This window comes from Spirillospora sp. NPDC052269, assembly GCF_040679435.1.
In the GTDB taxonomy this organism is placed as follows: Bacteria; Actinomycetota; Actinomycetes; order Streptosporangiales; family Streptosporangiaceae; genus Spirillospora.
In genome coordinates, this window is sequence record NZ_JBFAUU010000002.1 from 526,114 (window position 1) to 550,469 (window position 24,356).

A 24,356-nucleotide genomic window follows, 5' to 3' on the forward strand; every position below is an offset into this window, starting at 1 on the left:
AGAGGACGGCGGGCGCGCCGGGGTGTCGGCGCGCCCGCCTTCGGGGTTCTACTTGCGGCGACGCGCGCCCCGGCGCATCTGGCTGGGCTTGCGCAGCGGGTCGCCGTTCTCGACTTGGGCGGCCCTCCTCTTCGCACCGTACTCCGCGAGGGCCTCCGCCAGCGCCTGGACCGACGGCGTGGGCGACATCACGTCCACCCGCAGGCCGTACTCCTCGGCCGTCCTGGCCGTCTGCGGGCCGATGCACGCGATCACGGTCACGTTGTGCGGCTTGCCCGCGATGCCGATGAGGTTCTTCACGGTGGACGACGAGGTGAACAGCACCGCGTCGAACCCGCCGCCCTTGATCGCCTCGCGGATCGGCGCGGGCGGCGGCGCGGCCCGGACCGTCCGGTAGGCGGTCACGTCCTCGCACTCCCAGCCGAGGCCGGTGAGGCCCGCGATGAGCGTGTCGGTGGCGATGTCGGCGCGCGGGAGCAGGACCCGGTTGATGGGGTCGAGGTCCTCGTCGTAGGGCGGCCAGACCTCGACCAGGCCCTCCGACGACTGCTGCCCGGACGGCATCAGGTCGGGGTGGACGCCGAACTCGACCAGCGCCCTCGCGGTCGCCTCGCCGACGGCCGCGACCTTCAGCCCGGCGAACGCGCGCGCGTCGAGGCCGTAGTCGTGGAACTTCTCCCGGACCGCGCGGACGGCGTTGGTGGAGGTGAACACCACCCACTCGTACCGTCCGGTGACCAGGCCCTTGACCGCGCGCTCCATCTGCTGCGGCGTGCGCGGCGGCTCGACGGAGATCGTCGGCACCTCGTCCGGGACGGCCCCGTACGAGCGCAGCTGCTCCGACAGCGACGCGGCCTGCTCCTTGGTGCGCGGCACCAGGACGCGCCAGCCGAACAGCGGCTTGGCCTCGAACCAGCCGAGCTTGTCCCGCCACTTCACCACGTCCCCGACGATGATCATCGCCGGGGTCTCCATGCCCTTGGCCTCGCTGGCCAGGCGCTTGAGGTCGGAGACCACGGTCTCCTGCTCGGTCGTGGTGCCGAGCATGGTCATCGCGGCGGGCGTGGAGTCCGGGCGACCGACGGCGATCAGCGACTTGCAGACCTCGGCGACCGACTGCTCGACGCCGATGATCACCAGCGTGGCGGACGGGTCGGAGAACGCGGCCCAGTCGACCCCGCCCTCGGACGCGTCGATGAACCGCACCTCGCGGTGCTTGTCGTCGGTCAGTGGGATGCCCGCGTACCCGGGCACACCGGTCAGCGACGACACACCGGACGTGACCTCGAACGAGACGCCCGACTTGTACAGGGCCTCGCCCCAGGACGCCATCCCGCAGGCCAGCGCCGGGTCGCCCTGGAACAGCCGGACGACGCGGCGGCCCGCGCGGGCGTGCTTCACGGCGAGCTTCACCGGGTCGGCGACCTCGGCGGAGTCGACCAGCTCGGCGTCCGCGCGGCGGTGCGCCAGCACCTCCGGGTGGACGTGCGCGACCGGCGCGATCACCACGTCCGCGCCCGCCAGCACCTCCACGGCGCGCAGGGTCAGCAGCTTCGGGTCGCCGGGACCGGCGCCGACGAGGAAGACCCGGCCGGCCTCCGGGTCGGTCACCGGATTGCCGGGGCCGTTCACGGGGCTCACGAATCCTCCCCCATCAACTCGGCGGCGCCGCGGTCGAGCATCGCCTCGGCGAGCGCGCGGCCCGTCTCGGCGGCCTCGTCCGGACGGCCGCTCGCGGACAGCCGCACCTGGCGGGTCCCGTCGTGCGCGACGACGGCGGCGGTCAGGTGCAGTGTGTTCTCGGAGACGACGGCGTGCGCGCCGACGGGGGCCGAGCAGCCGCCCTCCAGCACCGCGAGCACCGTGCGCTCGGCGAGGACGGCGGCGCGGGTGTCCCGGTCGTCCACGGCGGCGAGCAGCGCGACCAGCTCCGGGTCGTCCGAGCGGCACTCCAGCGCCAGCGCGCCCTGGCCGGGCGCGGGCAGCATGGCGTCGGTCTCGAAGACCTCGGCGACGTCGTCGAGGCGGCCGATGCGCCGCAGCCCGGCGTGCGCCAGGACGACCGCGTCGAGCTCACCGTCGGCGATCTTGCGGAGCCGGGTGTCGGCGTTGCCGCGGATCGGCACGATCTGGAGGTCGGGGCGCAGCGCGCGCAGCTGTGCGACCCGGCGCGGCGAGCCCGTGCCGACGCGCGCGCCTGCGGGCAGGTCGGCCAGCTTGTGCGAGCCGCAGAGCGCGTCACGCGGGTCGTCGCGGCGCGGGACGGCGGCGAGCGCGATCCCGTCGGCGGGCCCGGTGGGCAGGTCCTTCAGGCTGTGCACCGCGAAGTCCACCTCACCCGAGAGCAGCCGGTCCCGGAGCGCGTTGACGAAGACCCCGGTCCCTCCGATCTGCGCGAGCAGTGCCTTGGATACATCACCCTCGGTCGTTACCCCGACCAGCTCGACGCCATGCCCCGTGGCCTGCGTCAATGCGTCGGCGACCAGACCGGACTGGGTGGTGGCCATGAGGCTCCTGCGGGTGCCGAGCCGCAGTCGCCGGTCCGATTCCGTCACGTCTGGCTTCCTTCGATGTTGTCGGCGCGCGCCACGGCCTCGGGCCTGCTCGGGTCCAACCCGAACAGCTCGCGCAGCGCGTCGGCGTAGGCGTCCCCCCCGGGCGCCGCCGCCAGCTCCTTCACCCGGACGGTCGGGGCGTGCAGCAGCTTGTCGGCCACCCGCCGGACGGTCTGGGCGATCTCCTTGTAGGCCCGCTCGTCGATGTCGGGCAACCGGCCCGCGAGCCGGGACAGCTCCGCGTCCACGACCTCGGCGGCCTTGGACCGCAGCGCCACGACGGTCGGCGCGACCGCCGCCGCCCGCGCCGCGGACAGGTACGCCGAGACCTCGTCGCAGACGATCCGCTTGACCTGCTCGACCGCCTCCGGCCCGACCGCCCGCGCCGCCTCCTGCGCGACCCGCAGGTCGTCCAGGCCGGCGAGCGCCACCCCGGGCACCTCCCGGACGGCCGGGTCCACGTCGTGCGGCAGCGCCAGGTCCAGGAAGAACCGGCGTTGCACCGGGGAGGCGCCGGAGTCGTCCGAGGTCAGCATGTCGGCGGTGATCACGCGGCCGGTGGCGCCGGTGCACGAGACGATCAGGTCGGCCTCGGCGAGTGCGGCGTTCAGCCCGTCCATCGGGATCGCGCGGGCCGGGGTCGAAAGGGACGCGGCGAGCCGGACGGCGCTCTCGAAGGTGCGGTTGGCGATCACGATCTCGCCCGCGCCGGCGCGGCTCAGCGTGGCCGCGGCCAGCGAGCTCATCGACCCGGCGCCGACGACCAGGGCGCGCTTGCCGGCCACCGGGCCGAGGTGCTTCTCCGAGACCTCCAGGCCGACGCTGACCAGGGACGCCCCGGCCTGGTCGATCCCGGTCTCGTGGTGCGCGCGCTTGCCGACCCGCAGCGCCCGCTGGAGCAGGTCGTGCAGGTCGCGTCCGATGGTCTGCTCGTCCTGGGCGAGCTTGAGCGTCTTCCGGATCTGGCCGAGGATCTGCCCCTCGCCGACGACCATCGACTCCAGGCCGCTCGCGACCGCGAACACGTGCTGGACGGCCCGCTCCTCGTAGTGCACGTACAGGTGCCGGGACAGCTCCTCCAGCGGGACCCCGCTGTGCAGGGCGAGCAGCTCGGACACCGCCGTGACGCCGCCGTGGAAGCGGTCCACGACCGCGTAGACCTCGACGCGGTTGCACGTGGAGACGATCGCCGTCTCCGACACGTGCCCGCAGTCGCGCACCGAGTGCAACAGTTTCAGCAGGTCGTCGCCCGACACCGCGGCCCGCTCCAGCAGCGCCACCGGTGCACTGCGGTGGCTCAGTCCCACCACCAGCACGCTCATCGGCCGCTTCTCCGCTCTCGTTCGCTCATCGCCCGCTCGTCCGTCGTGTTCCCGGCGGCTCGCCCGCCGGTCGCAGCATGTCCATTCCTGTTCGTCCGTATTGTCGCCCGCGCGTGCGCGGGTCGTCCGGGGGGCGTCCGACCGCACGTCATTCGGCCGCCTCCACGTAGTGCACGGGCTCGGGCCGGTCGCCGGGGACGGCGGCCGGACGCCCGTTCAGTCCGCTGGCGCCGTCCGGGCCGCCGGCCTTGCGCTGCTCGTGGAACGCCAGTATCTGCAGCTCGATCGACAGGTCCACCTTGCGGACGTCCACCCACTCGGGGACCGTGAGCACCACCGGCGCGAAGTTCAGCACGCTGGTCACGCCCGCGGCCACCACCCGGTCGCAGACGCCCTGCGCCGCCGCCGCGGGCGTGGCGATCACGGCGATGGACACGCCGTGCTCACCGATGACGTCCTCCAGCCGGTCGATGTGCCGCACGGTCAGGCCGGAGATCTCCTGACCGACGATCTGCTCGTCGGCGTCCAGCAGGCCCGCCACGCGGAAGCCGCGAGAGGCGAAGCCGCCATAGCCTGCGAGGGCGCGCCCCAGGTTACCCACGCCGATGATTGCCACGACCCAATCCTGGGTCAGGCCCAGTTCACGAGAGATCTGGTAGACGAGGTACTCGACCTCGTACCCGACCCCCCGGGTGCCGTACGAACCGAGGTGGGAGAGGTCCTTGCGCAGCTTGGCGGAGTTCACTCCGGCGGCGGCGGCCAGCTCCTCCGAGGACACGGTGGCGACGCCCCGGTCCTGGAGGGCGTGCAGCGCCCGGAGGTAGACCGGCAGCCGGGCCACGGTGGCCTCCGGGATCCCCCGGGGTCGGGCGGCGTCCACGCGTTCGCGGTGGCGGGTCTGTCGAGATGTCACGGCCTGCTCTTCGGGGGCTCGACGCTGAGTCCGGTCCGGGCACGGGCGACGTGGTCCGGCCGGAAGCGACGGGAACCGTGCCCGGGACCCGAGGCTGCCCTCCAGATTAAGCCTTTGTGAATACGCGCACAAAGTCGCCCCCGCCTTACCGAAGACGGCGTTCCGCGGCTTCCCACGACGTCATCGCACGTCAGAGGCACAAGAATGGGCGTTTCCGCCCGCTCGTCCCCCGACTTTCACCGCACTTGAGTGTGACTGACGGAACATTCGGCATTCAGCCTTTTCCAGGCTTGACGTCCGATCTCCGAGGAACCCGGCAAGGTCAGACCCGCCGCGCGGCCCGGCGAGCCTGAGGGGCAGGCCCCGGCGGAGAGGCAGTCCTCGGCGAAGGCAGCAGGCCCGGCGGAGGCGTCCTGCGTGGCGGAGGGGTCAGGGGCGGCGCTTGGCGATGGCGGCGCGGAGGCGGGTCTCGTTGACCCGCCAGTAGTCCACCTGGACGCCGTCGACCAGCGTGACGGGGATCTGCTCCCAGTACTCGGCGTGCAGCGCCTCGTCGGTGGTGATGTCGCGCTCCTCGAAGCGGACGCCCTCGTCCGCCGCGACCCGCGTGATCACCTCGCGCGCCGCGTCGCAGAGGTGGCAGCCGGGCTTGCCCAGCATGGTGACGACGACCCCGCCGTCGGCGGGGACGTCGGCCGTCGGCGAGCCGGTCATCGGTGCGGCCGCTGGTGGGGCGCGGTCCCCGGGCGGGGGCCGGCTCCGGGGTGGGGTCCCGTGCCCGGGTGGGGTCCGGTGCCGGGGTGGCCTCCGGTGCCCGGGTGGCCGCCGGTCCCCTGGCGGGGCGCGTTCCCCTGGGACGGCCCCTCTCCGGGCATCTTCGACGCGCCGAGCCGGATCTCGATCACGTTCGTCGCCAGGACGTGCTGGCGCGCCTCGGCCTGGAAGCGGAGCTGGTGCGGGAGGCGCTGGTGCGCGGCGTACGCGGCCTCGTTGCGGAACAGCTGGTAGAAGATCCGCTGGGTGGGCGCGTTCACCACCTGGTGGGAGGCGAAGACGAGCGTGTCCGGCTCGGACGAGCGGGCGGCCGCGGCGAGGTCGGCGGCGAGCCGGTCGAACGCCGCCTCCCGGCCCTCGGCCAGCGTGTAGACGGTGATCTGGCCACAGATCTGGGACATGTCGATCGATCCTCCGGCGGCGGCGGCTGCGAGGGCCATCACTTCGGCCAGCGCGTTCGGCCCGCTCAGCGCGGGCTGCGGCGGCAGTGGCTCCTCGGCGGGCGGGGGGAAGGTCAGCTCTTCTCGGCGGCGGCGTCCGGCCGGACGGTCCGGAGCGGCGGACATCGCGTTCGCCGCGGGGACCGGGCGCGCCGGCGGCTCGTCGTAGCCCGTCGCGGGCCCGTCGAGCGCCTCCTCGTCGTCCTCGAAGATCGGGAGCGTGCGCGTCGCGCCGTACCAGACCAGCCCGGCGGCCACGCCGAGCGCGATCACCTCGGCGGGCGCGGGCAGCAGCCCGCGGGTGCCGCTGACGACCAGGACCCCGGCGAGCGCGACCAGCGCGATCGGGATCATCAGCTCCTGGGCCTCGGCGTCCCGCTTGGACGCCAGCCAGGCCGTGAAGCCCGCGCACCCGACCAACGCCAGCACCGACACCACGTGCGCGCCGTCGATCAGCAGCAGCGGCAGGGCGTCGTAGGTGTCGGACGGCTTGGGCAGGCTCTTGGTGAGCTCGGTGGTCTTCAGCGGGTCCACCAGCAGGATGACCGTGGCCACCAGCGTGTAGGACACCGCGAAGAGCCAGGCCGCGAACCGCACCTGGACGAGACGGGCGATCAGCTCGACCATGCCCAGCGCGAGCCAGACGGGGGCGAGCAGCGCCGCGCCGAGTTCGACGACCCGGAAGACGGGCGCGTTGAACTTCATCAGGAAGCCCGCCGCCATGGCCAGCAGCGCCAGGGACAGTGCCACCTGCGTGACCGACCAGGCGATCAGGAAGAGCATCCGGTCCGTGGAGGCGCGCTTGACCAGCAACCCTGTGGCGATTAGGGCACCCAGGGTCGCCAGCAGGGCGAGGAGAGCGTTGAGCATCGCGCCCCATGGTGCCCGATGCGGAGGGATGAGAGGTAACCCGGGCGCGATTTACGCCAATTGATGCACTTTTGGTCACGGCCTTCGATGCCGTGGGCAGCGGACCGACAGGGGCATTGCCCCGCATACCGACCCGTATCTACAGTGACCTTTCACGCCCCGGGTCGCGTACGCACCGAGGAGAACCGCATGGGCAGCCTGACCCTCGACATCCGGTTCCTCCGGCCGTCCCCTCGGGTCGCGGGGGTCTCCCGCGTGACGGCGGTCTCGTCGCGGCGGCGGGTCCGGGAGGCGGGCGATCCGCTGAAGGCGCTGGTGCTGCGGGCCCGCGAGGGCGACGCCGAGGCGTTCGGGCAGCTCTACGACCGGTACCTGGACCAGGTCTACCGGTACGTCTACCACCGGGTCGGCGCGCACTCCCTCACCGAGGACCTGACCAGCGAGACGTTCCTGCGCGCGTGGCGGCGGATGGGCGACTTCAACTGGCAGGGCAAGGACTTCGGCGCCTGGCTGGTGACGATCGCCCGGAACCTGGTCGCCGACCACTTCAAGTCCGGACGGCACCGGCTGGAGGTCTCCACCGGCGACGTCGTCGAGCCGGACCGTCCGCAGGAGGGCCCGGAGCGCGCCGTGCTCGACTCGATCACCCACCGGACGGTGCTCGCGGCCGTCCGGCGGCTGGGCGAGGAGCAGCGCGAGTGCGTCGTGCTGCGCTTCCTGCACGGCCTCTCGGTCGCCGAGACCGCGATGATCATGGGAAAGAAGACGGGCGCGGTCAAAGCCCTGCAGTACCGGGCCGTCCGGTCGCTGGCCCGGATGCTCCCGGACGACCTGCGGGGCTGAGCGTGCGGCGGGTTGAATACGCTCGGGTCATGCGGCGAATCTGGCAGCGCGACTTCTGGCAGCGCGAAGACGAGGACCACGTGAGCGCGGGAGAGGCCGCGGCGGCGGCGGCGGAGCGCCGCCCGCCGGTCCCCGAGGCCGACCGCCGCGCCGCCGCGTTCTTCGACGTGGACAACACCATGATGCGCGGCGCGTCCATCTACTACTTCGCCCGCGGCCTCGCCGCCCGCAAGCTGTTCACCCTGCGCGACCTGGCCACCTTCGCCATGGGCCAGGCGATGTTCCGCGTCCGCGGCACCGAGAACGCCGAGCACATCTCCAGCGCCCGCGAGGCCGCCCTGGCGTTCGTCGCGGGCCAGAAGGTCAGCGACATCGTCCGGCTCAGCGACGAGATCTACGACGAGGTCATGGCCGACCGGATCTGGAGCGGCACCCGGTCCCTCGCCCTCCAGCACCTGGACGCGGGCCAGCAGGTGTGGCTCGTCACGGCCACCCCGGTCGAGGTGGCCCGCACCATCTCCCACCGCCTCGGCCTGACCGGGGCCCTCGGCACCGTCGCCGAGACCGAGGCGGGCGTCTACACCGGACGCCTGGTCGGCAACCTCCTGCACGGCAACGCCAAGGCCGAGGCCATCCGCGCCCTGGCCCAGCGCGAGGGACTCGACCTCGCGCACTGCTCGGCCTACAGCGACTCGGTCAACGACCTTCCGATGCTGAGCGCCGTCGGCCACCCGCACGCCGTCAACCCGGACCCGGCCCTCCGCGACCACGCCCGGGAGCACGGCTGGCCGATCCACGACTTCCGCACCGGACGCAAGGTCACCATGGTCGCCCTCCCGGCCGCCGCGGGCCTGGGCGCCCTGGCGGGCGGCGTGGCCGCGGGCATCGCCCTGCGCAACCACTACAAGTCGCCGTCCTGACGTCCCGCGCCCTGACGTCGGTGAGGGCCGGGACTCGACCTCCTTGCTGCTCAGCTCCAGCCGGACCAGCTCGCGCAGCCCCGCCAGCGGGGTGAGGTCGGTGACGGCCTTGGCGCCTTCGTCCAGAGCTTGAGCGACTTCTCGGTCGGGACGTCCGTGGCGGCGGCGAACTCGTCCGCCAGCTCGAGGGCGTCCTCGCCGCCCCTCCGGTGAACCGGCGTCAGCGCCCCGCGTCCCAGGCGGGGTTGCGGCCGGTCACACCCACGATCCGGTCGATCAGCGGCGCGTCCTCCGGAACGTCCACGGGCGGCCTCCACAACGCGGGCAGCGGAGCCCGCGGGATGAACTCGCCCACCCCGAACTCAATCTGTTGCCGGCCGATGAGCGACGCAGGGTTATCCACAAGTCACGCACCACGTTGCAGTGAGTTCCGCCCGAGTCGGAGGATCCCCTTAGGGAGCAATGCGCAACGGAAGGAACACGCGATGTCTCAGGTCCCGATTGTCCGAGAGTCCGTCCGCCCCTCGCCGACGGCCGGCCACCCGGTTCCCGGACGTCGTCCTGCGTGGCCCGGGGCGAGCGGCGCCGGGCTCAGAGGAAGGGGTGGCCTCGGCGGAGGAGGGTTTCGTAGAGCATCTGCTGGACGACCTCGCGGACGTGGTCGGTGAGGTTGAAGACGGTCATGGGGTCGTCGGCGGCCTCGGGGCCGTACTCGGCGAGGGACATGGGTTCGCCGAAGCGGATCACCCACTTGGACGGCAGGGGGACGAGCCCGGCGGCGCCCAGGAGGGGGAAGGTCGGGGTGATCGGGAAGTACGGGAGGCCGAGCAGGCGGGCCAGCGGCTTCAGGTCGGCGATCTTGGGATAGATCTCCTCGGCGCCGACGATGGCGCAGGGGACGATCGGGACGTCGGCGCGCAGGGCGGTCTCGACGAAGCCGCCGCGGCCGAAGCGCTGGAGCTTGTAGCGGTCGCCGTAGGGCTTGCCGAGGCCCTTGAACCCCTCGGGGAAGACGCCGACCAGCTCGTCCTTGGCCAGCAGGCGGGCGGCGTCGGCGGGGCAGGCGAGGGTGTGGCCGGCCTTGCGGGCCAGGTGGGCGAGCACCGGGACCTGGTAGACGAGGTCGGCGCCGAGGAGCCGGAGCGGACGGTCCAGGTGGTCGTGCGTCGCGACCGAGAGCATGATGCCGTCGAGCGGGAGGGCGCCGGAGTGGTTGGCGACGATCAGCGCGCCGCCCTTGGCGGGGACGTTCGCAAGGCCTAGGAGCTCGACGCGGAACCAGTGCTCGTACAGGGCGCGGAAGGCCGGGAGCAGGACGGTCGAGTTGAGCTCGGGGTCGAAGCCGAACTCGTCGACCTCGTAGTCACCGGCCAGGCGGCGGCGCAGGAAGGACAGGCCGGACGCGACGGCGTGTTCCACCGTGTTCCGATCAGGGGACTCCGGAGCCGGGTCGGGGTCGGGGTCTGAGCCGCCGGGACGGATCGGGATGACCCGGGCGCCGTCCACCTCGTCGAAGGGTTCCTCGTGGTGGGCGTTCATGCCGGTCACTCCTCCCTCGCCGAACGGTCAGTCGCGTCCGATCACCGATGCCAGCCGGTCGAGCAGGGCGCGTCCGCGCCCGGAGACGTGGTCGGCGAACGCCTCCTCCGAACCGTACTTGGGCCGCCAGGACAGCTCCGCGGCGAGCCTGGACGTGTCGAGGACGCGCCCGTGCATGAGCCAGCGCAGAAGTTCAGGGGAGAAGGCGGGCATGCCGCCGAAGCGCCGGCCGAGTTCGCCGAACGCGGCGATGGACTGGGCCGGGACGGGGACGTGCGGACGGCCCGCGCGGCGCAGCGCCTGCGAGAGCAGCAGGACGCCGTCGCCCGCGACGTTGAAGCAGCCGGGATGGTCCTCGACGGTCATCCGGCGCAACACCTCGACGCCGTCACCCGTGTGCAGGAACTGGAGCCGGGGGTCGAACCCCAGCACCGTCGGGACGACGGGCATGGCGAGGTACCGGGTGAGCGGTGAGTCCACGCCCGGACCGAGGAAGTTGGCGAAGCGCAGCACCGACACCGTCAGGTCGGAGCGCCGCCGGGTCAGCCCCCGGACGTAGCCCTCGACCTCGGCGGTGTCCTTGGCGAACCCGTGCGCGGGCGCCTCGACCGCCTCGTCCTCCTCGGTGAAGACCGCCGGATCCCGTGGTGAGGACCCGTACACCGCCGCCGACGACCGCACGACGAGCTTGCGCATGTCGGGCGAGCGCTGGCAGGCCGCGAGCAGCTGCATCGTCCCGATGACGTTGAGCTCCTTGGCCTTCGCCCGCGGCCCGGCCTGGCCGGTGACCAGACTGAGATGGACCACCGTGTCCACGCCGGCGGACGAGATGACCTTGGCGATGCCGGGCGTGCGGATGTCGACCCGCACGAACTCGGTGCGACCCAGCGACGTCGTCGGCGGAACGGTGTCCACGCCGATGACGCGCTCGATGCCCGGGTCTGCCTGGAGGGTGTTCGCGACCCGCGCCCCCAGGAAACGGGAGACGCCCGTGACGAGGACGACACGGGCCGCGGTGGAGGGCATGGAGGACACTGTGCGCCCCACCCCTTACGGCTTTGTGGCCGGCGTCTTTTTTACTTCTTGTTACGACGCTGGATGCGCGTCTTCTTCAGCAGCTTGCGGTGCTTCTTCTTAGCCATCCGCTTGCGGCGCTTCTTGATGACAGAGCCCACGGGACCTCGCTCGGAGTCGGGTGCGGTACAGGGAACGGGCCATGTCACGAGGCGGGTCGCGGTCGGCGAGCCACCTTGTGCGCATGGTCCGTCGCCCAAGAGTACCGCTGAGCCGAAGCCGGTCCGTCCAGGGACCTCCCGGCCCCCGTCCGCCGCGACGGCGAGCACGACTTCGCAGGTCCGGACGCTGACCGGCGCGTCACCCGTTCACGGGCCGCCCGATCGCACCGGCGAGACGGCGCCCGGGCGGGCGGGACGAAGGCAGGACGGCCGGTGCCCGCAAGGGCTCCGGCCGTCCTTGTCGTCGTCTTCCCCGATGGTTGCCCCGCTATCCGGCTTCGATGAACGCGTCGCGCAGATAGTCGTGTACAGCCTGTTCGGGAACGCGGAACGAACGTCCCACACGGATCGCGGGGAGTTCGCCCGAGTGGACGAGGCGGTAGACGGTCATCTTGGACACCCGCATCACCGCCGCCACTTCGGCGACGGTCAGGAACCTGACCTCGCTGAGAGGTCGCTCGCCTGAGCTCATCGGACGCCCTCTTCCACACGTGCCGCGCACCGGCCCTTTGGGTGACTTTGATCACGCACGTGTACTTCCCCCAGCGTAAATCGTGTATCGGCAGTCGCAAGAGGGGAGTTCCACCCATTTGCACCACCCGACCTGACGCCGGGGCCACAGTGCTGTTCCGGACGGAGCGCCATCGGGACGGCACCGAGCGTGCAACGATCAGGACCGAAATCCCCGAACCAGGCATTGACCTGCGACTCCGCCGAACGACGCGGTCCCGGCCGTCCCACCCGTCACGGCGCCGCCCTGAAGTCACACGATGTGACTCACGGTCATCACGAAATCCGGGATCCGGGCCTCACGCCAGCCCCGCGCGCTCCAGCAGATAGGCCGTCATCGGGGCATAGTGGTGCGGCGATACACCGTCGTCGAGCGGCACGACCGCATGGATCTTGCCTTCGGCGGCCCCGGCGAACAGCGCGGGGTCGTTACAGTCAGCGAATCCGACGGTGTCGATGCCCGCCTCACCCGCCGCGCCCGCCCAGCCGTGGTCAGCTATGGCCAGATCCGGCCAATGAGCAGGTTTAGCCCCCACAAAACCGTCCGGAGCGATAGCGGAACCTCGCGCGGCGGTGCCGTTCGGCCCGCCGTTCCCGTCCGCCTCACCGCGGAGTTCGGCGAGCATCGCCTCCATGGGGGCGGCGTCGTGGGTGTGCTGGGCGCTCCCGGACTCGTCCTCCACCGACGCGACGCCCTCGGGCGTGTAGACGATGGTGCGGGGCTCGACGACGCCGTAGCGCTCGATCTCGTACGTCCAGCCGCGTGCCGGGGTCAGGACTTGGCAGCCCCGGGCGGCGAGGGCCTCCGAGACGGCCTGGTAGACGGGCCTGAGCGTGGCCGGATGCCCCGTCGCCAGCAGGACGGTCTCCCTGCGCCGCGCGGCGAGGCCGATGCGGCCCGCCATCGCCTCCAGCGCGTCGAGGGTCAGTTCGGGGTCGATCGTGTCGTCCCCGTAGATGTGCAGCGGGTTCGGGTCGACGCCGCAGAGCTCGACCATCATGGCCAGGACGTCCCGCTCGCTCCACGGCCTGGAGAGCCGCAACCCGAACAGGTAGTAGGGGTTGCGGGCGGCCATCCGCCGGTAGTGCACCAGGTTGTTCTGGCGGGGCGTCGCGACGTCCCCGGCGATCATGGTGCGGAGCAGGTGGGCGCGCAGTTCGGCGCGAGTGGGGGCGTCCGCCATCAGAGGTTCGGCTCCACCGTTCAGAGGTCCAGCATGGGATCGAGGCCGTGTTCGGGGAAGACCGCACGGCGGGTGGCCATGACCGCCTGGTCGACCGGGTTGGACGGGTCCATGCCGTCCGACCAGGGGCGGAACTCGACGGTCTGGTGACCGTCGGTCATCCGGCGCGGCGCGATCTCGTCGGTGCGGAGCCGGACCAGCTCGCGCCAGGCGTCGGGGGTCGCGGTGTCCGGTGGGACGGGACGCCCGGCGGCCTCGGCGATCAGGTGCGTCCAGGCGCGCGGCACGACCTGGACGAGTTCGTAGCCGCCTCCCCCGGTCGCGAGCCAGCGTCCGCCCGCGACCTCGTGCGCGAGCCGGTGCAGCATGGCGTAGGCGGTGCGCTGGCCGTCCACGGTGAGGATCAGGTGGGCGAGCGGGTCGAGGGCGTGCGTGTCGGCGCCGTGCTGGGTGACCAGGACCTGCGGCCGGAAGGCGCGCAGCAGGGACGGGACGGTCGCGTCGAACGCCCGCAGCCAGAGCGCGTCGCCGGTGCCGGGCGGCAGCGCCACGTTCACCGCCGTGCCCACCGCGCCGCTTCCGCCGGTCTCGTTCGGGAAGCCCGTGCCGGGGAACAGCGTGCGCGGCGTCTCGTGCAGGCTGATCGTCAGGACGCGCGGGTCGTCGTAGAACGCGGCCTGGACGCCGTCGCCGTGGTGGACGTCGATGTCCACGTAGGCGACGCGCTCGGCGCCATTCTCCAGCAGCCACGCGATCGCGACGGCCGGGTCGTTGTAGACGCAGAAGCCGCTCGCGGCCCCCGCGAGAGCGTGGTGCAGCCCGCCGGACACGTTCACCGCGTGGCCGGTCTCGCCGCGCCAGACCGCCCGCGCTCCGGCCACCGACGCGCCCGCCACCAGCGCGGACGCCTCGTGCATGCCGAGGAAGACGGGGTTGTCGTCGGTGCCGAGGCCGTGCCTGGGCTCAACGAGGCCGGTCTCGCCCGCGTGCCGGACGGCCGCGATGTAGGCCTCCTCGTGGACGAGCCGGAGCACCTTGTCGTCCGCCGCCTCGAACCCGGCGACGCGCACGTCCGGGCCGGAGAGGACGCCGAGTTCGCGGGCCAGCGCGATCGTCAGCTCGACCCGGACGGGGTTCATGGGATGCCCCGGGCCGAAGTCGTAGGAGGTGAGCCGTTCGTCCCAGAAGACCGTGAGGTCGCACTCACCGGAAGCCGAGGGGCTGGTCATGGGTCTCACGGTAGCGCCACGCCGACCCGCCGGAACCACCCGGGACGGCGGCCGGTGATCGGCCCTCCACGTCCGGACGGCCCCGGGACCATGACCCGACCTCAGCGGATGTCGCTGAGCCGCAACAAAGTTGTGGCGTGAACTACCCCTGTTTTCGGGCATTTAAGTAACACACCCGAAAACATGACGAGCGGGGTGCTCATGGACCCGAAGCCACCCTCCCCGCGTCCGGCCGAGGTGACCCCTCTGGCGACGCCCACCCCTCTGCCCACGCCTCTACCCGTGCCGCTGCCCGCGCCCGACGATCCGGAGCGCTGGACCCACGACCACCGCCCCAGCATCCGCAGCCGAGCCATCTCCCGCGCCCTCTACCTCGGGCTGCGGCCGTTCATCCACCGCGTCCCCGGCCATGCCGTGAGCCTCCGCGCGGCCCGGTCCACCGTGGACGCGGCGTCCCTCCTCATGCGCGCGGGGCAGCGCGCCCGAGTGCTCCCCCTGGTCGACCCCCGCGTCGAGACCGGCGAGGACGCGCCGCCCATCGTCGGCGAATGGGTCGTCAGCCGCGAGTCCGAAGCACCGCGGGGCGCGGGCGGAGCGATCCTTTACCTACATGGGGGCGGATACGTGGTGTGCTCGCCCCGGACGCACCGTCCGATCACCTCGCGCCTGGCCGTCGAGACCGGGCTGCCCGTCCTGGCTCCGCACTACCGGATGGCCCCCGAGCACCCGTTCCCCGCGCCCCTCGAGGACGCCGTCGCCGCCTACCGGTGGCTGCTGGACCGGGGCGTGCCCGCGTCCGGGATCGTCCTGGCCGGGGACTCGGCGGGCGGCCACCTGGCCGCGTCACTGACCGGCGAGATCCTGCGGACGGGGCTGCCGCACCCCGCCGGGACCGTCCTGTTCTCCCCCTGGGTGGACCTGACCTGCGAGTTGTCCACAAGGGAGCAGGAGAACGCGCGCGACCCGTACATCAGCGCGTCGACCGCCCGCCGCGTCGCGCGCCTGGTGGTCGGGCCCACGGGGTTCGACGACCCGCGGCTCGCGCTGCTCGGCTGCCGGTGGCGGGACGCGCCGCCGTTCCTCGTCCAGGTCGGCGGCGCCGAGGTGCTGCGTCCCGAGGCCGAGGCGTTCGCGGACGTCCTGACCTCTGCGGACGTGGACTGCGAGCTCCAGGTCTGGGCGGGCCAGATGCACGTCTTCCAGATCCTCAACCGGATGCTGCCGGAGGCCAGTGCCGCTATGAGCGAGGCCGCACGGTTCGTGGCCCGCGTGACGGCGGCAGGCCCCGTACCGGCGTCGGCCGTGGCCTGACCTAGGACGACGGCGGTCGCGCGGGGCGTACCCCGTGCCCGAGGCGTCCCGGGGTCAACGGACGCTCTCGGGCACGCGGCGCTCCATGGCCGGACTGGGCCGACCGCGGACGGTCAGCAGCCCGACCAGCGCGGCGAGCGCGGCCACGCCCTCGCCGACGATCGACTGGGTCTTCTCCGGGTACCACATCGGATCGTGCATGTTCGGGATCGGTCCGAGCACGCCGACGTCCACGTAGAAGTAGAGGAGCAGCGCGCCGACGGCGCTCGCCGCGACGAGCAGGGCGAGCGCGTACGTCCAGCGGCGCGCGCGCACGAGGACGAGCAGCCCGGCAATCCCGGCCACGACCGCCTGGACGTAGAAGATCGTGTCGGCGTGGATCGATCCGCCCGGCACGTACTTCATCTGCGGCGCGAACCGCCAGTGCACCACCGCGTCCACGGCGAGCCCTGCTGCCACGAGTAGGCGAAGCACAAGTCCCATGCCCTTAACACGTACGGCAGAGGCCATTCGGCTCAATCCCACCGAAACTCATCCCGGATTTCTCGGCCCTGCCCCGCTCGCGGCATGGCCTGGCGGTCAGCCGGCGGCGAGCTCGCGGCCTCGGTTGCGGGCCGCCTCGATCGCCTCGAGGACGGCCGCCCGGACGCCGTGCCTCTCCAGCTCGCGGATCGCGGCGATGGTCGTCCCGCCCGGCGAGGTCACCGCCTCGCGCAGCAGGACGGGGTGCTCGCCGGAGTCGCGCAGCATGATCGCCGCGCCGACGGCCGACTGGATCACCATCTCCAGCGCGGCGGCGCGCGGCATGCCGAGCAGGATGCCCGCGTCCACCATGGCCTCGACCAGGTAGAAGAAGTAGGCCGGGCCGCTGCCGGACAGGGCGGTCGCGCCGTCCTGCAGGGACTCGGGGATGCGCAGCACCTTGCCGACCGGGCTGAGCAGCTCCTCGGTGAGCTTGAGGTGGTCCTCCCCCGCGTGCGATCCGGGCGAGATCACGCTCATCGCCTCGTCCACGTGGACGGGCGTGTTCGACATGACCCGGACGACCGGGACGCCCTCGCCGAGCCGGTCCTCGACGAAGCCGGACGTGATGCCCGCCGCCATCGAGATCACCAGCGTCCCGGCCGGGACGTGCGCGCCGATCTCGTCCAGCAGCGCGCCCATGTCCTGCGGCTTCACCGCGAGGATGAGCACGTCGGCGGTCCTGGCGGCCTCCCGGTTGGAGACCGTCTCGACGCCGTACCGCTCGCGCAGCAGCGCGGCGCGCTCCTCACGGCGGGCCGTGGCCCTCAGTTCGGCCGGCCGGCGCCCGGCCCGCAGGACGCCGGACAGCAGCGCCTCGCCCATCTTGCCCGCACCGAGAATCGCGATCATTGTGCACACCTAGCCATGGGACGTCGGGGAACGGGAACGCACCCCAGCGTAGCGAGCGCCCGGTCAGGACCTTCCGGCCATGGACCGGAAGAAGAACCCCAGGTTGGAGGGGTTCTCAGCGAGCCGCCGCATGAAGTAGGCGTACCACTCGCGTCCGAACGCCGTGTAGACGCGGACCCGCCCGCCCTCGTCCGCCAGCCGCCGCTGCTCCTGGGGCCGGACCCCGTAGAGCATCTGGTACTCGAATCCGGACGAGTCCCGGTCGTGCAGCGCGGCGAGCGCGCCCGCGATCTCGATCAGCCGCGGGTCGTGCGTGGCGAGCATCGGGTAGCCCTGGCCCGCCATCAGGACCCGCATGCACCGGACGTAGGACTTGTCGATCTCGACCGTGTCGGTGAACGCCACCGACTCCGGCGCACTGTAGGCCCCCTTGCACAACCGGACGCGCGAGCCCTCGTACGCCAGCTCCGCGCAGTACTCCTCGGAGCGCCGCAGGTAGGACTGGATCGCGATGCCCGTCTCCGGGTACTCGCGGCGCAGCTCGGTGAGGACGCGCAGGGTCGCGTCGACCGTCTCGCACTCCTCGGTGTCCAGCGTGACGGTCGTGCCCGCGTCCCGGGCGGCGGCGCAGACCCGGCCGGCGTTGGCCAGGGCGAGCGACTCGTCCAGGGACTGGCCGACGGCGCTGAGCTTGAGGGACACCTCGGCCCGGTCGGCGAACCCCTCCTCGCCCAGGCGGACGAGCAGCGCGGCGTAGTCGTCGACGTTCGCGTCGGCCTGGTCGGTGTCGAGGGTGTCCTCGCCCAGCACGTCCAGGCTGACCAGCAGGCCCGCGGCGGTCAGCTCGCCCGTGACGCGCAGCGCGTCGTCGGTCGTCTCGCCCGCGACGAAGCGCCGCACGACGCGGCGCGCGCCGGGCGCGGTCTCCATGACCTTGCGCGCGGCGCGGCTGTGCGAGGCTGCCAGCAGAGCCTGACGGAGCACGGGTCTGTCCTTCCGGTGAGCGGGACGGCGACCTCCTCGTGCTCGTCCCGCGTCGTCCGAGGTCATACCCACCCGTCGCGAAACGATCACGGCCCCGTCCCGCGAGTCTCGCAGGTCGGCCGGCCCGCCCCGCGGAGGTCAGCCGGTGCGGCGGCGGAGGGTGGCCGCCCCGAGCGCCAGGGAGGCCAGGGTGAAGGCGGCGATCACCACCACGTCCCAGAGGAGCGAGGCGGAGAAGGACGGCTCGCGCGACACCCGCTGCATGGCGTCCACCGCGTAGGACAGCGGCAGGACGTCCGAGATCACCCGCAGCCAGGTCGCCATGCTGTCGCGCGGGATCAGCAGCCCGCACAGCAGCACCTGCGGCAGGACGAACGCGGGCATGAACTGGACGGCCTGGAACTCGGTGCGCGCGAACGCGCTGGCGAACAGGCCGGTGGCCATGCCGAGCAGCGCGTCCAGGACCGCGACCAGGACCAGCGACCAGACCGAGCCCTTCAGGTCGAGCCCCAGCCAGGACAGCGAGATCACCAGGACGACCCCGACCTGCACCAGCGACAGCAGGCCGAACGCCAGGGCGTAGCCGAGCAGGAAGTCCAGCTTGCCGGTGGGCGTGGTCATCAGGCGCTCGAGCGTGCCGCCGGTGCGCTCGCGCAGAGTGCCGACCGAGGTCACGACGAACATGATGATGAACGGGAACAGGCCGAGCAGCATCGGCCCGATCCGGTCGAACAGCGCCGGTTCGTCGAACACGTACCGGAGCAGGATCATCAGCAGGCTCGGCACGCCGATCAGCAGCCCGAGGGTGCGGTGGTCGTGCCTGAGCTGGGACAGGATGCGCCGGGTGGTGGCGAGGGTGATCGCCGGGCTCAGGACGGCGCCGATGCCGGAACTCATGCCGGGCTCTCCGCTCGCTCGTGGATCAGGTGGAGGAACGCCGCGTCCAGGTCGGCGGTCCCGGTCCGCTCGGTGAGCTCACGCGGCGCGGCGTCCGCGAGGATCTCGCCCTCCCGCATGAGCAGCAGGCGGTCGGTGCGGCCCGCCTCGTCCATGACGTGGCTGGACACCACCAGCGTCGTCCCGCGCCCGGAGAGCTCGCGGAACAGCGCCCACAGCTCCTCGCGCAGGACGGGGTCGAGGCCGACGGTCGGCTCGTCCAGGACGAGGAGCTCGGGCTCGCCGAGCAGCGCGGCGGCCAGGTTCGCGCGGTTCAGCTGCCCGCCGGACAGCGTTCCGACCACCTGGTCGCGGAGGTCGCCGAGGCCGACCTCCTCGATGACCCGGTCGGCGTCGGTGCGCGGCGCGCCGAGGACGGCCCCGAAGTACCGCATGTTCTCCCGGACGGACAGGTCGGCGTAGACGGCCGGGATCTGCGTCGAGTACCCGACCCGGCGCCGCAGCCCCCTGGATCCGGCGGGCTCGCCGAGCACGGTGACCGTCCCCGCCTGGACGATCTGGACGCCGACCAGGCAGCGCATGAGCGTGGTCTTGCCGCAGCCGCTCGGCCCGATGAGGCCGAGGACCGCTCCGCGCGGCGCCTCGAACGAGACGTCGCGGAGCACGGGCTTGCCACCGCGGACGACCCGGAGGCCCTCGACCTCGACGGCCGGCACAGAACTCATCATGTGTTGAATTTACGTCCGCACGAGGGCGAGGTCAAGGACCCGCGGGCGCGGGAAGGGGGTCGGCGAAACGCCGAGAAGGAGGGTGGGGCAGGGGGAAGCGTGCGGGCCGGGGGGCGGTGAGCCGGGGCTACTTGCCGTCGATGTAGCGCTGGAGCGTCGGGGCGACCAGGGCGACCAGCTCGTCCGGGGTGGCGGAGGCCAGCGGCTCCACCCGGATCACGTGCCGCAGGATCATCATGCCGATCAGCTGCCCGATCGCGGCCTGGATCCGCAGCAGGGGCACCTCGCGGGCGGCGGCGAACCGCTCCAGGAGCGTCGAGGTGACGAACTCCCGCATCAGCGTGGCGGCCCGCTCGTTGGTCATCGCGCTGCGGAGCATGGCCACGATCGGGGCGCGCTTGTCCGGGTCGTCCCAGACGCCGATGAACGAGCGGGCGAACAGCTCGCCGAGCCGGTCCGGATCACCGGCCATGACCTTCGGCAGCAGCTCAGCCGGGTTCACCGGGAAGCGCATCGCCGCGACGAACACGCCCTCCTTGCTGCCGAAATAGTGGTGGACGAGCGCCGGGTCGACCCCGGCCTCACGCGCGATGGCGCGCAGCGACGCGCCGTCGAAGCCCTTCTCGGCGAACAGGTCGCGGGCGGCGGCGAGGATCTTCTCCCGCGTGTCGGTGCGTCCGGCGGGACGCCCGGGCGCACGCCGTCCCGCCCCCGCGGACTCCGCTCCCGGCGCCTCCTGAGAGGCCGCTCCCGACGGGGAGGAGGGCGAAGGTCCGCCGGTCATCGGCCGCCCGTCCGGGGGGAGACCTCGCCGGCGGCGCTGACCTCCCAGGTGCGGTGGGCCGCGGCGAGGTGCAGGCGGGCGAAGGCGAGCGCCTCGGCCAGGTCCTCCACGCGCTCGGCGCGGCTGGACGCGCGGCGCGTGTTGACCTCCATGACGATCTGCCCGCCGAAGCCGTCCTCGGCCAGCTTCTCCAGCACCGGGCCGCACGGCTGGTTGCCGCGCCCCGGGACGAGGTGCTCGTCCTTGTTGGTGACGCCGAGGCCGTCGGCCAGGTGGACGTGCCGGAGCCGGTCACCGAGCTGGACGGCCATCTCGAACGCGTCCGACTTCGACACGGCCGTGTGCGAGAGATCCAGCGTGACGTGCGGATACGGCTGGTCGACCGGGTTCCAGTCGGGGGCGTACAGACCCGCCTCGGCGCCCCGGGCCTTCAGGGGGAACATGTTCTCGACGGCGAAGTGGACGTCCGTCTCGTCCTGCATGCGGGTGATGCCGTCGATGAAGTCGCGGGCGTACTCGCGCTGCCAGCGGAACGGCGGGTGGACGACCACGACGTCCGCGCCGAGCTGCTCGGCGACCTCCTTGGAGCGGACGAGCTTGCCCCACGGCTCGCGCCCCCAGACCCGCTGGGTGAGCAGCAGGCAGGGCGCGTGGATCGACTTGATCGGCACCTGGTGGTAGTCCGACAGCCGGCGCAGGACGTTGAGGTCCTGCGAGGACGCGTCGGTGGAGACCATGACCTCCACGCCGTCGTACCCGAGCAGGGCGGCGATCTCGAAGGCGCTCGGCACCTTCTCCGGATACACCGACGCGCTGGACAGCGTGATCGGGGCGTCCGGGACGCGGATCGCCGGAGCTGCGGTGCCGTTGTGCTGCGGGGTCAAGGCTCCCTCGCCGTCTCGGTTCGCACGGTCTCCCGGCCGGCGGGCGTCGTCGGCGCCGCCGGGTGCGTTCGTCGCCAGCCTAATCGCCAGGACCCCGCCCTCAACCCCCCGGTGCCGCGCCCGCCGCGTTTCCCGACGTTTCCCGACCTCAGACGGGTGGCTACCCTCTGCAGCGTGGTCGAGATCGCACCGGGCGCCGTGCCCAGCCCCAACATCTGGAACTCCCCCTCGGTCTACGAGATCGAGAACCGCGCCGTCGACCCGGACGGCTTGATCGAGTCCGCGATGCGCGGGATCGCCCCCTGGGCGGGCCGCACCGTCCTCGATCTCGGCTGCGGAACGGGGTTCCATTTGCCCCGGTTCGCGGCCGAGGCGTCCCGGGTCGTGGGCGTCGAGCCGCACGCGGGCCTGGCCGCCGCCGCCCGCAGGCGCGTCCAGGGCCTCCAGAACGTGGCCGTCCGGGTGGGCGCCGCCCAGGCCCTGCCCCTTCCGGACGCGTCGATCGACGTCGTGCACGTCCGCTGGGCCTACTTCTTCGGGCCGGGCTGCGAGCCGGGCCTCGCCGAGCTGGAGCGGGTCGTCCGGCGCGGCGGGACGATCTTCATCGTGGACAACGACGCCACCCGGAGCACCTTCGGCGGCTGGTTCCGGCGCGGGCTGCCGTCCTACGACCCGTCCGGCGTCGAGCGCTTCTGGACGCGCCGGGGCTTCCGGCGCGAGCCCCTCATGATCCGCTGGGAGTTCCAGAACCGCGCCGACCTCGCCGCCGTCCTGCGGATCGAGTTCCCCGAGAAGCTCGCCGCCGCCTTCGAGCGCGAGCACGAGGGCCTCACGGTGGACTACGCGGTCAACCTCTGGTGGCGCACAACTGACTGGTAGGTCACATCCCCTTCCGCCTACTAGACGACTTGTATAACAATCGGTCCGCCCGCCCCCTCCGCCCCCTGGGAGACCGATGCGCAGCGCCAGGACCACCCTCACCGCGACCGCCGTCGGCGCGGGCTCGGCAGCGCTCCTCGGCGGAGCCGGGATCGCCGCGCAGCGCCGCGCCGTCCGCCGCCTCCGGAACCGTCCCGACCCGCACGCCGCCGAGCCGTTCGGCTCCCTGCGCGGCCGTCCCGCCCCGGTCCGCGCGTCCGACGGCACCCGCCTCTACGCCGAGGTGGACGGCGAGGACCGCGCCGACCTGGCGATCGTCTTCTCCCACGGCTGGACGCTCTCCCAGGACTCCTGGCACTTCCAGCGCCGCGCCCTGCGCGACCTCGGCCGCCTCGTCTTCTGGGACCAGCGCGGCCACGGCCGCTCCGACGGCGGCGCCCGCGACGACAACGGCCTGCACCGCCTCGGCCACGACCTCGCCGACGTGATCGAGCAGACCGTCCCGGCGGGCGTTCCGGTCGTCCTCGTCGGCCACTCCATGGGCGGCATGACCGTCCAGCGCTTCTCCGACGAGTACCCCCACCTGTTCGGCGACCGCGTCGTCGCCGCGGCCCTCTGCAACACCTCGTCCGGCGGCCTCGGCGAGGTCACCCTGGGCCTCCCGGCCCTCGCGGCCCGCCTGACCCAGCACACCCTCCCCCGGACCCTCCGCATGGCCGGCGCCGGTTCGTCCCTCATCGAGAAGGCCCGCCACCTCGGCCGCGACGGCTCCCTCCTCTTCATCGACCACGTCGCCTTCGGCCCGGACGCCAGTCCCGCCGCCGTCGCCTTCGCCGAGCGGATGGCCGACGACACCCGCATGGACGCCGTCCTCGACTTCCTGCACTCGATGATCACCACCGACGTCGTCTCCGAGTGCGCCCACCTCGCGGGCATCGAGACCCTCGTCCTGGGCGGCGAGCACGACCTCCTCACCCCGGTCGGCCACACCCTCCGCCTCGCCGCCCGGATCCCCACCGCCCGCCTCGAGGTCCTCGCCGACGCCGGCCACATGGCCATGCTCGAACGCCCCGCCGCGGTCTCCGACCACCTCGCCGACCTCATAACCCGAACCCGCAAGAACCTCTCCCTCTGAGGCCCTGCGGGCCGCCGCTCAGGTGTTGGTGGTGGAGTTGAAGGCTGAGCGGACGCGGGCGGCTATCTGGCGCATGCCGGCCTTGTTGGGGTGGCCTGGGGCGGCCCTGTGGGCCGGGAGGAAGCCCTCCACCCAGCGGGTGCGGGACGAGGCGCAGACGTCGTGGCCCTCGGTGCCCTTGTAGGTGTCGACGAAGGTGGCGCCGTTGGCGGCGGCCGTGGCGGCGAGCATGGCGTTCATGTGGCGTTCGGCGGTGTTCAGGTAGGGGACGTCGCCGGCGGACAAGGGAACTGCGGGCCAGCAGCCGGCGCCGTCGGGCAGGAGGCGCATGTAGCCCACGAGCAGGACGCGCGCGTGCGGGGCCCGGGCGTGGATCTTGCGGAGGACGGCCCCGATCTTCGGCGCGGTGTCCTTGATGCGCTTGTCGAGGGTGTCCCCGTAGTGGGTGGAGCAGGGGGCGCCCCTCGGGGACCTGAGGCTCTCGGCGGCGCAGGCGAGGAGGATCTTGCTGAAGCCCACGTCGTTGCCGCCGATGCCGAGGGTCACCAGGTCGGTGTCGCGGGTGACCGAGTCGATCTGGGCCGGGTTGTCGCCGGACGTGGTGGACTGCGGGTGGGTGATGTCGGAGGTCTCGGCGCCGGTGCAGCTCGCGTCGGAGAGCCTCGCCTTCAGGGACGCGGCGACCAGGGACGGGTAGTTGTGGTCCGAGCGCAGGCAGCCCACCAGGCCGTGCTGCTTCGGGATCATCGGACCGGCCGTGTAGGAGTCGCCGAGGGCCGCGTAGCGGAGGCCTCCGCCCGTCCGTCCGGCGGCCGTGGCGGGCAGTGGCGCGGCGGCGGTGATCGTCAGGGCGAGCGTGGTGGCGAGTCTGCGCATGTCCCGGGTCCTTTCGCGGCGGAACCGTGAGCCGGCGCTCCCCGGGCCGGGCTCCCGGAGTCACGGTAGGGGTTTCCGGGCGGGGGGTCATCGGCCGGACACGCGAGGTGACCCAAATCTGGCCTGGTCGGGACGGGGTCCGGCGCTTCTGTCAGTGGCGGGACGTACGC

General features: G+C 72.6%; 26 protein-coding genes. 5 read left to right on the forward strand and 21 right to left on the reverse strand.

The features are described from left to right. Positions 1-48 precede the first annotated feature (48 nt). The 6 genes from AB0L06_RS05880 to AB0L06_RS05905 form a co-directional block, all read right to left on the reverse strand. Entirely contained in the window at positions 49-1,632 is a 1,584-nt protein-coding gene (locus AB0L06_RS05880) for a bifunctional uroporphyrinogen-III C-methyltransferase/uroporphyrinogen-III synthase (RefSeq protein WP_500229878.1), read from the reverse strand. A 5-nt stretch (positions 1,633-1,637) separates the two neighbouring features. Beyond that, positions 1,638-2,507, reverse strand: a complete 870-nt coding sequence (gene hemC / locus AB0L06_RS05885) for a hydroxymethylbilane synthase (protein ID WP_500229879.1) — start codon at positions 2,505-2,507, stop codon at positions 1,638-1,640. 44 nt (positions 2,508-2,551) lie between these two features. Continuing rightward, positions 2,552-3,877: a glutamyl-tRNA reductase gene (locus AB0L06_RS05890; protein ID WP_500229759.1), complete on the reverse strand. Its 1,326-nt coding sequence runs from the start codon at positions 3,875-3,877 to the stop codon at positions 2,552-2,554. Positions 3,878-4,025: 148 nt separating this feature from the next. Continuing rightward, the gene (locus AB0L06_RS05895; protein ID WP_500229760.1) at positions 4,026-4,790 is read right to left on the reverse strand and encodes a redox-sensing transcriptional repressor Rex; all 765 of its coding nucleotides are present in this window, start codon (positions 4,788-4,790) and stop codon (positions 4,026-4,028) included. 429 nt (positions 4,791-5,219) lie between these two features. Beyond that, a complete protein-coding gene (locus tag AB0L06_RS05900) occupies positions 5,220-5,504 on the reverse strand; it encodes a glutaredoxin family protein (protein ID WP_500229761.1) in 285 nt (94 codons plus the stop codon). After that, complete coding sequence (locus tag AB0L06_RS05905) at positions 5,501-6,874, reverse strand: putative quinol monooxygenase (protein ID WP_500229762.1); 1,374 nt, start codon at positions 6,872-6,874, stop codon at positions 5,501-5,503. Before AB0L06_RS05905 ends, AB0L06_RS05900 begins: the two co-directional genes overlap by 4 nt. A 189-nt stretch (positions 6,875-7,063) precedes the next feature. On the opposite strand from AB0L06_RS05905, the gene AB0L06_RS05910 reads away from it, so the two are divergent. Beyond that, the gene (locus tag AB0L06_RS05910; protein ID WP_500229763.1) at positions 7,064-7,717 is read left to right on the forward strand and encodes a sigma-70 family RNA polymerase sigma factor; all 654 of its coding nucleotides are present in this window, start codon (positions 7,064-7,066) and stop codon (positions 7,715-7,717) included. 29 nt (positions 7,718-7,746) lie between these two features. Continuing rightward, a complete protein-coding gene (locus AB0L06_RS05915) occupies positions 7,747-8,637 on the forward strand; it encodes an HAD family hydrolase (protein ID WP_500229764.1) in 891 nt (296 codons plus the stop codon). A 220-nt stretch (positions 8,638-8,857) separates the two neighbouring features. Here the strand turns inward: AB0L06_RS05915 and AB0L06_RS05920 are convergent, their stop codons facing one another. From AB0L06_RS05920 to AB0L06_RS05950, 7 genes are all read right to left on the reverse strand, one after another. Beyond that, positions 8,858-8,992 (reverse strand): hypothetical protein, encoded by a 135-nt coding sequence (locus AB0L06_RS05920; protein ID WP_500229765.1) that lies wholly within the window; start codon positions 8,990-8,992, stop codon positions 8,858-8,860. 236 nt (positions 8,993-9,228) lie between these two features. Further along, on the reverse strand, positions 9,229-10,176 hold the full coding sequence (locus AB0L06_RS05925; RefSeq protein ID WP_500229766.1) for a lysophospholipid acyltransferase family protein: 948 nt from the start codon (positions 10,174-10,176) through the stop codon (positions 9,229-9,231). A gap of 27 nt (positions 10,177-10,203) precedes the next feature. Beyond that, entirely contained in the window at positions 10,204-11,202 is a 999-nt protein-coding gene (locus AB0L06_RS05930; protein ID WP_500229767.1) for an NAD-dependent epimerase/dehydratase family protein, read from the reverse strand. Between the two features lie 50 nt (positions 11,203-11,252). Continuing rightward, positions 11,253-11,351 carry a 30S ribosomal protein bS22 gene (locus AB0L06_RS05935; RefSeq protein ID WP_018654693.1) on the reverse strand — a complete coding sequence of 33 codons (99 nt, stop codon included), beginning with the start codon at positions 11,349-11,351 and terminating at the stop codon, positions 11,253-11,255. Between the two features lie 328 nt (positions 11,352-11,679). Continuing rightward, entirely contained in the window at positions 11,680-11,883 is a 204-nt protein-coding gene (locus AB0L06_RS05940) for a helix-turn-helix domain-containing protein (protein ID WP_026414196.1), read from the reverse strand. 337 nt (positions 11,884-12,220) lie between these two features. After that, positions 12,221-13,105, reverse strand: a complete 885-nt coding sequence (locus AB0L06_RS05945; protein WP_500229768.1) for a phosphatase — start codon at positions 13,103-13,105, stop codon at positions 12,221-12,223. Between the two features lie 20 nt (positions 13,106-13,125). Further along, the gene (locus AB0L06_RS05950) at positions 13,126-14,334 is read right to left on the reverse strand and encodes an acetoin utilization protein AcuC (RefSeq protein ID WP_500229769.1); all 1,209 of its coding nucleotides are present in this window, start codon (positions 14,332-14,334) and stop codon (positions 13,126-13,128) included. A 183-nt stretch (positions 14,335-14,517) separates the two neighbouring features. On the opposite strand from AB0L06_RS05950, the gene AB0L06_RS05955 reads away from it, so the two are divergent. After that, the gene (locus tag AB0L06_RS05955; RefSeq protein ID WP_500229770.1) at positions 14,518-15,645 is read left to right on the forward strand and encodes an alpha/beta hydrolase; all 1,128 of its coding nucleotides are present in this window, start codon (positions 14,518-14,520) and stop codon (positions 15,643-15,645) included. Positions 15,646-15,699: 54 nt separating this feature from the next. Here the strand turns inward: AB0L06_RS05955 and AB0L06_RS05960 are convergent, their stop codons facing one another. From AB0L06_RS05960 to AB0L06_RS05990, 7 genes are all read right to left on the reverse strand, one after another. After that, positions 15,700-16,128: a hypothetical protein gene (locus AB0L06_RS05960; RefSeq protein WP_500229771.1), complete on the reverse strand. Its 429-nt coding sequence runs from the start codon at positions 16,126-16,128 to the stop codon at positions 15,700-15,702. A 96-nt stretch (positions 16,129-16,224) separates the two neighbouring features. Next, the gene (gene proC / locus AB0L06_RS05965; RefSeq protein ID WP_500229772.1) at positions 16,225-17,019 is read right to left on the reverse strand and encodes a pyrroline-5-carboxylate reductase; all 795 of its coding nucleotides are present in this window, start codon (positions 17,017-17,019) and stop codon (positions 16,225-16,227) included. 63 nt (positions 17,020-17,082) lie between these two features. Continuing rightward, positions 17,083-18,003 carry a proline dehydrogenase family protein gene (locus tag AB0L06_RS05970; RefSeq protein ID WP_500229773.1) on the reverse strand — a complete coding sequence of 307 codons (921 nt, stop codon included), beginning with the start codon at positions 18,001-18,003 and terminating at the stop codon, positions 17,083-17,085. A gap of 138 nt (positions 18,004-18,141) precedes the next feature. Continuing rightward, positions 18,142-18,900, reverse strand: a complete 759-nt coding sequence (locus AB0L06_RS05975) for an ABC transporter permease (RefSeq protein WP_500229774.1) — start codon at positions 18,898-18,900, stop codon at positions 18,142-18,144. Then, a complete protein-coding gene (locus AB0L06_RS05980; protein ID WP_500229775.1) occupies positions 18,897-19,628 on the reverse strand; it encodes an ABC transporter ATP-binding protein in 732 nt (243 codons plus the stop codon). Before AB0L06_RS05980 ends, AB0L06_RS05975 begins: the two co-directional genes overlap by 4 nt. A 127-nt stretch (positions 19,629-19,755) precedes the next feature. Next, on the reverse strand, positions 19,756-20,412 hold the full coding sequence (locus AB0L06_RS05985; RefSeq protein ID WP_500229776.1) for a TetR/AcrR family transcriptional regulator: 657 nt from the start codon (positions 20,410-20,412) through the stop codon (positions 19,756-19,758). Then, a complete protein-coding gene (locus AB0L06_RS05990; RefSeq protein WP_500229777.1) occupies positions 20,409-21,296 on the reverse strand; it encodes a sugar phosphate isomerase/epimerase family protein in 888 nt (295 codons plus the stop codon). Before AB0L06_RS05990 ends, AB0L06_RS05985 begins: the two co-directional genes overlap by 4 nt. Positions 21,297-21,470: 174 nt before the next feature. Between AB0L06_RS05990 and AB0L06_RS05995 the strand changes: the two genes are divergently transcribed. Further along, positions 21,471-22,175: a class I SAM-dependent methyltransferase gene (locus tag AB0L06_RS05995; protein WP_500229778.1), complete on the forward strand. Its 705-nt coding sequence runs from the start codon at positions 21,471-21,473 to the stop codon at positions 22,173-22,175. Positions 22,176-22,251: 76 nt separating this feature from the next. Further along, positions 22,252-23,310, forward strand: coding sequence for an alpha/beta fold hydrolase (locus AB0L06_RS06000; protein WP_500229779.1), 1,059 nt, complete (start codon positions 22,252-22,254; stop codon positions 23,308-23,310). Positions 23,311-23,328: 18 nt separating this feature from the next. Here the strand turns inward: AB0L06_RS06000 and AB0L06_RS06005 are convergent, their stop codons facing one another. After that, positions 23,329-24,186 (reverse strand): SGNH/GDSL hydrolase family protein, encoded by an 858-nt coding sequence (locus tag AB0L06_RS06005; protein ID WP_500229780.1) that lies wholly within the window; start codon positions 24,184-24,186, stop codon positions 23,329-23,331. Positions 24,187-24,356 lie beyond the last annotated feature (170 nt).

Excerpts from the sequence above, each read along its gene's own strand:
- hemC (WP_500229879.1), bottom strand. The coding sequence starts at position 2,507 with ATGGCCACCACCCAGTCCGGTCTGGTCGCCGACGCATTGACGCAGGCC.
- AB0L06_RS05890 (WP_500229759.1), bottom strand. The coding sequence starts at position 3,877 with ATGAGCGTGCTGGTGGTGGGACTGAGCCACCGCAGTGCACCGGTGGCG.
- AB0L06_RS05900 (WP_500229761.1), bottom strand. The coding sequence starts at position 5,504 with ATGACCGGCTCGCCGACGGCCGACGTCCCCGCCGACGGCGGGGTCGTC.
- AB0L06_RS05905 (WP_500229762.1), bottom strand. The coding sequence starts at position 6,874 with ATGCTCAACGCTCTCCTCGCCCTGCTGGCGACCCTGGGTGCCCTAATC.
- AB0L06_RS05910 (WP_500229763.1), top strand. The coding sequence starts at position 7,064 with ATGGGCAGCCTGACCCTCGACATCCGGTTCCTCCGGCCGTCCCCTCGG.
- AB0L06_RS05915 (WP_500229764.1), top strand. The coding sequence starts at position 7,747 with ATGCGGCGAATCTGGCAGCGCGACTTCTGGCAGCGCGAAGACGAGGAC.
- AB0L06_RS05925 (WP_500229766.1), bottom strand. The coding sequence starts at position 10,176 with ATGAACGCCCACCACGAGGAACCCTTCGACGAGGTGGACGGCGCCCGG.
- AB0L06_RS05930 (WP_500229767.1), bottom strand. The coding sequence starts at position 11,202 with ATGCCCTCCACCGCGGCCCGTGTCGTCCTCGTCACGGGCGTCTCCCGT.
- AB0L06_RS05940 (WP_026414196.1), bottom strand. The coding sequence starts at position 11,883 with ATGAGCTCAGGCGAGCGACCTCTCAGCGAGGTCAGGTTCCTGACCGTC.
- AB0L06_RS05945 (WP_500229768.1), bottom strand. The coding sequence starts at position 13,105 with ATGGCGGACGCCCCCACTCGCGCCGAACTGCGCGCCCACCTGCTCCGC.
- AB0L06_RS05950 (WP_500229769.1), bottom strand. The coding sequence starts at position 14,334 with ATGACCAGCCCCTCGGCTTCCGGTGAGTGCGACCTCACGGTCTTCTGG.
- AB0L06_RS05955 (WP_500229770.1), top strand. The coding sequence starts at position 14,518 with ATGACGAGCGGGGTGCTCATGGACCCGAAGCCACCCTCCCCGCGTCCG.
- AB0L06_RS05960 (WP_500229771.1), bottom strand. The coding sequence starts at position 16,128 with ATGGGACTTGTGCTTCGCCTACTCGTGGCAGCAGGGCTCGCCGTGGAC.
- proC (WP_500229772.1), bottom strand. The coding sequence starts at position 17,019 with ATGATCGCGATTCTCGGTGCGGGCAAGATGGGCGAGGCGCTGCTGTCC.
- AB0L06_RS05975 (WP_500229774.1), bottom strand. The coding sequence starts at position 18,900 with ATGAGTTCCGGCATCGGCGCCGTCCTGAGCCCGGCGATCACCCTCGCC.
- AB0L06_RS05980 (WP_500229775.1), bottom strand. The coding sequence starts at position 19,628 with ATGATGAGTTCTGTGCCGGCCGTCGAGGTCGAGGGCCTCCGGGTCGTC.
- AB0L06_RS05985 (WP_500229776.1), bottom strand. The coding sequence starts at position 20,412 with ATGACCGGCGGACCTTCGCCCTCCTCCCCGTCGGGAGCGGCCTCTCAG.
- AB0L06_RS06000 (WP_500229779.1), top strand. The coding sequence starts at position 22,252 with ATGCGCAGCGCCAGGACCACCCTCACCGCGACCGCCGTCGGCGCGGGC.
- AB0L06_RS06005 (WP_500229780.1), bottom strand. The coding sequence starts at position 24,186 with ATGCGCAGACTCGCCACCACGCTCGCCCTGACGATCACCGCCGCCGCG.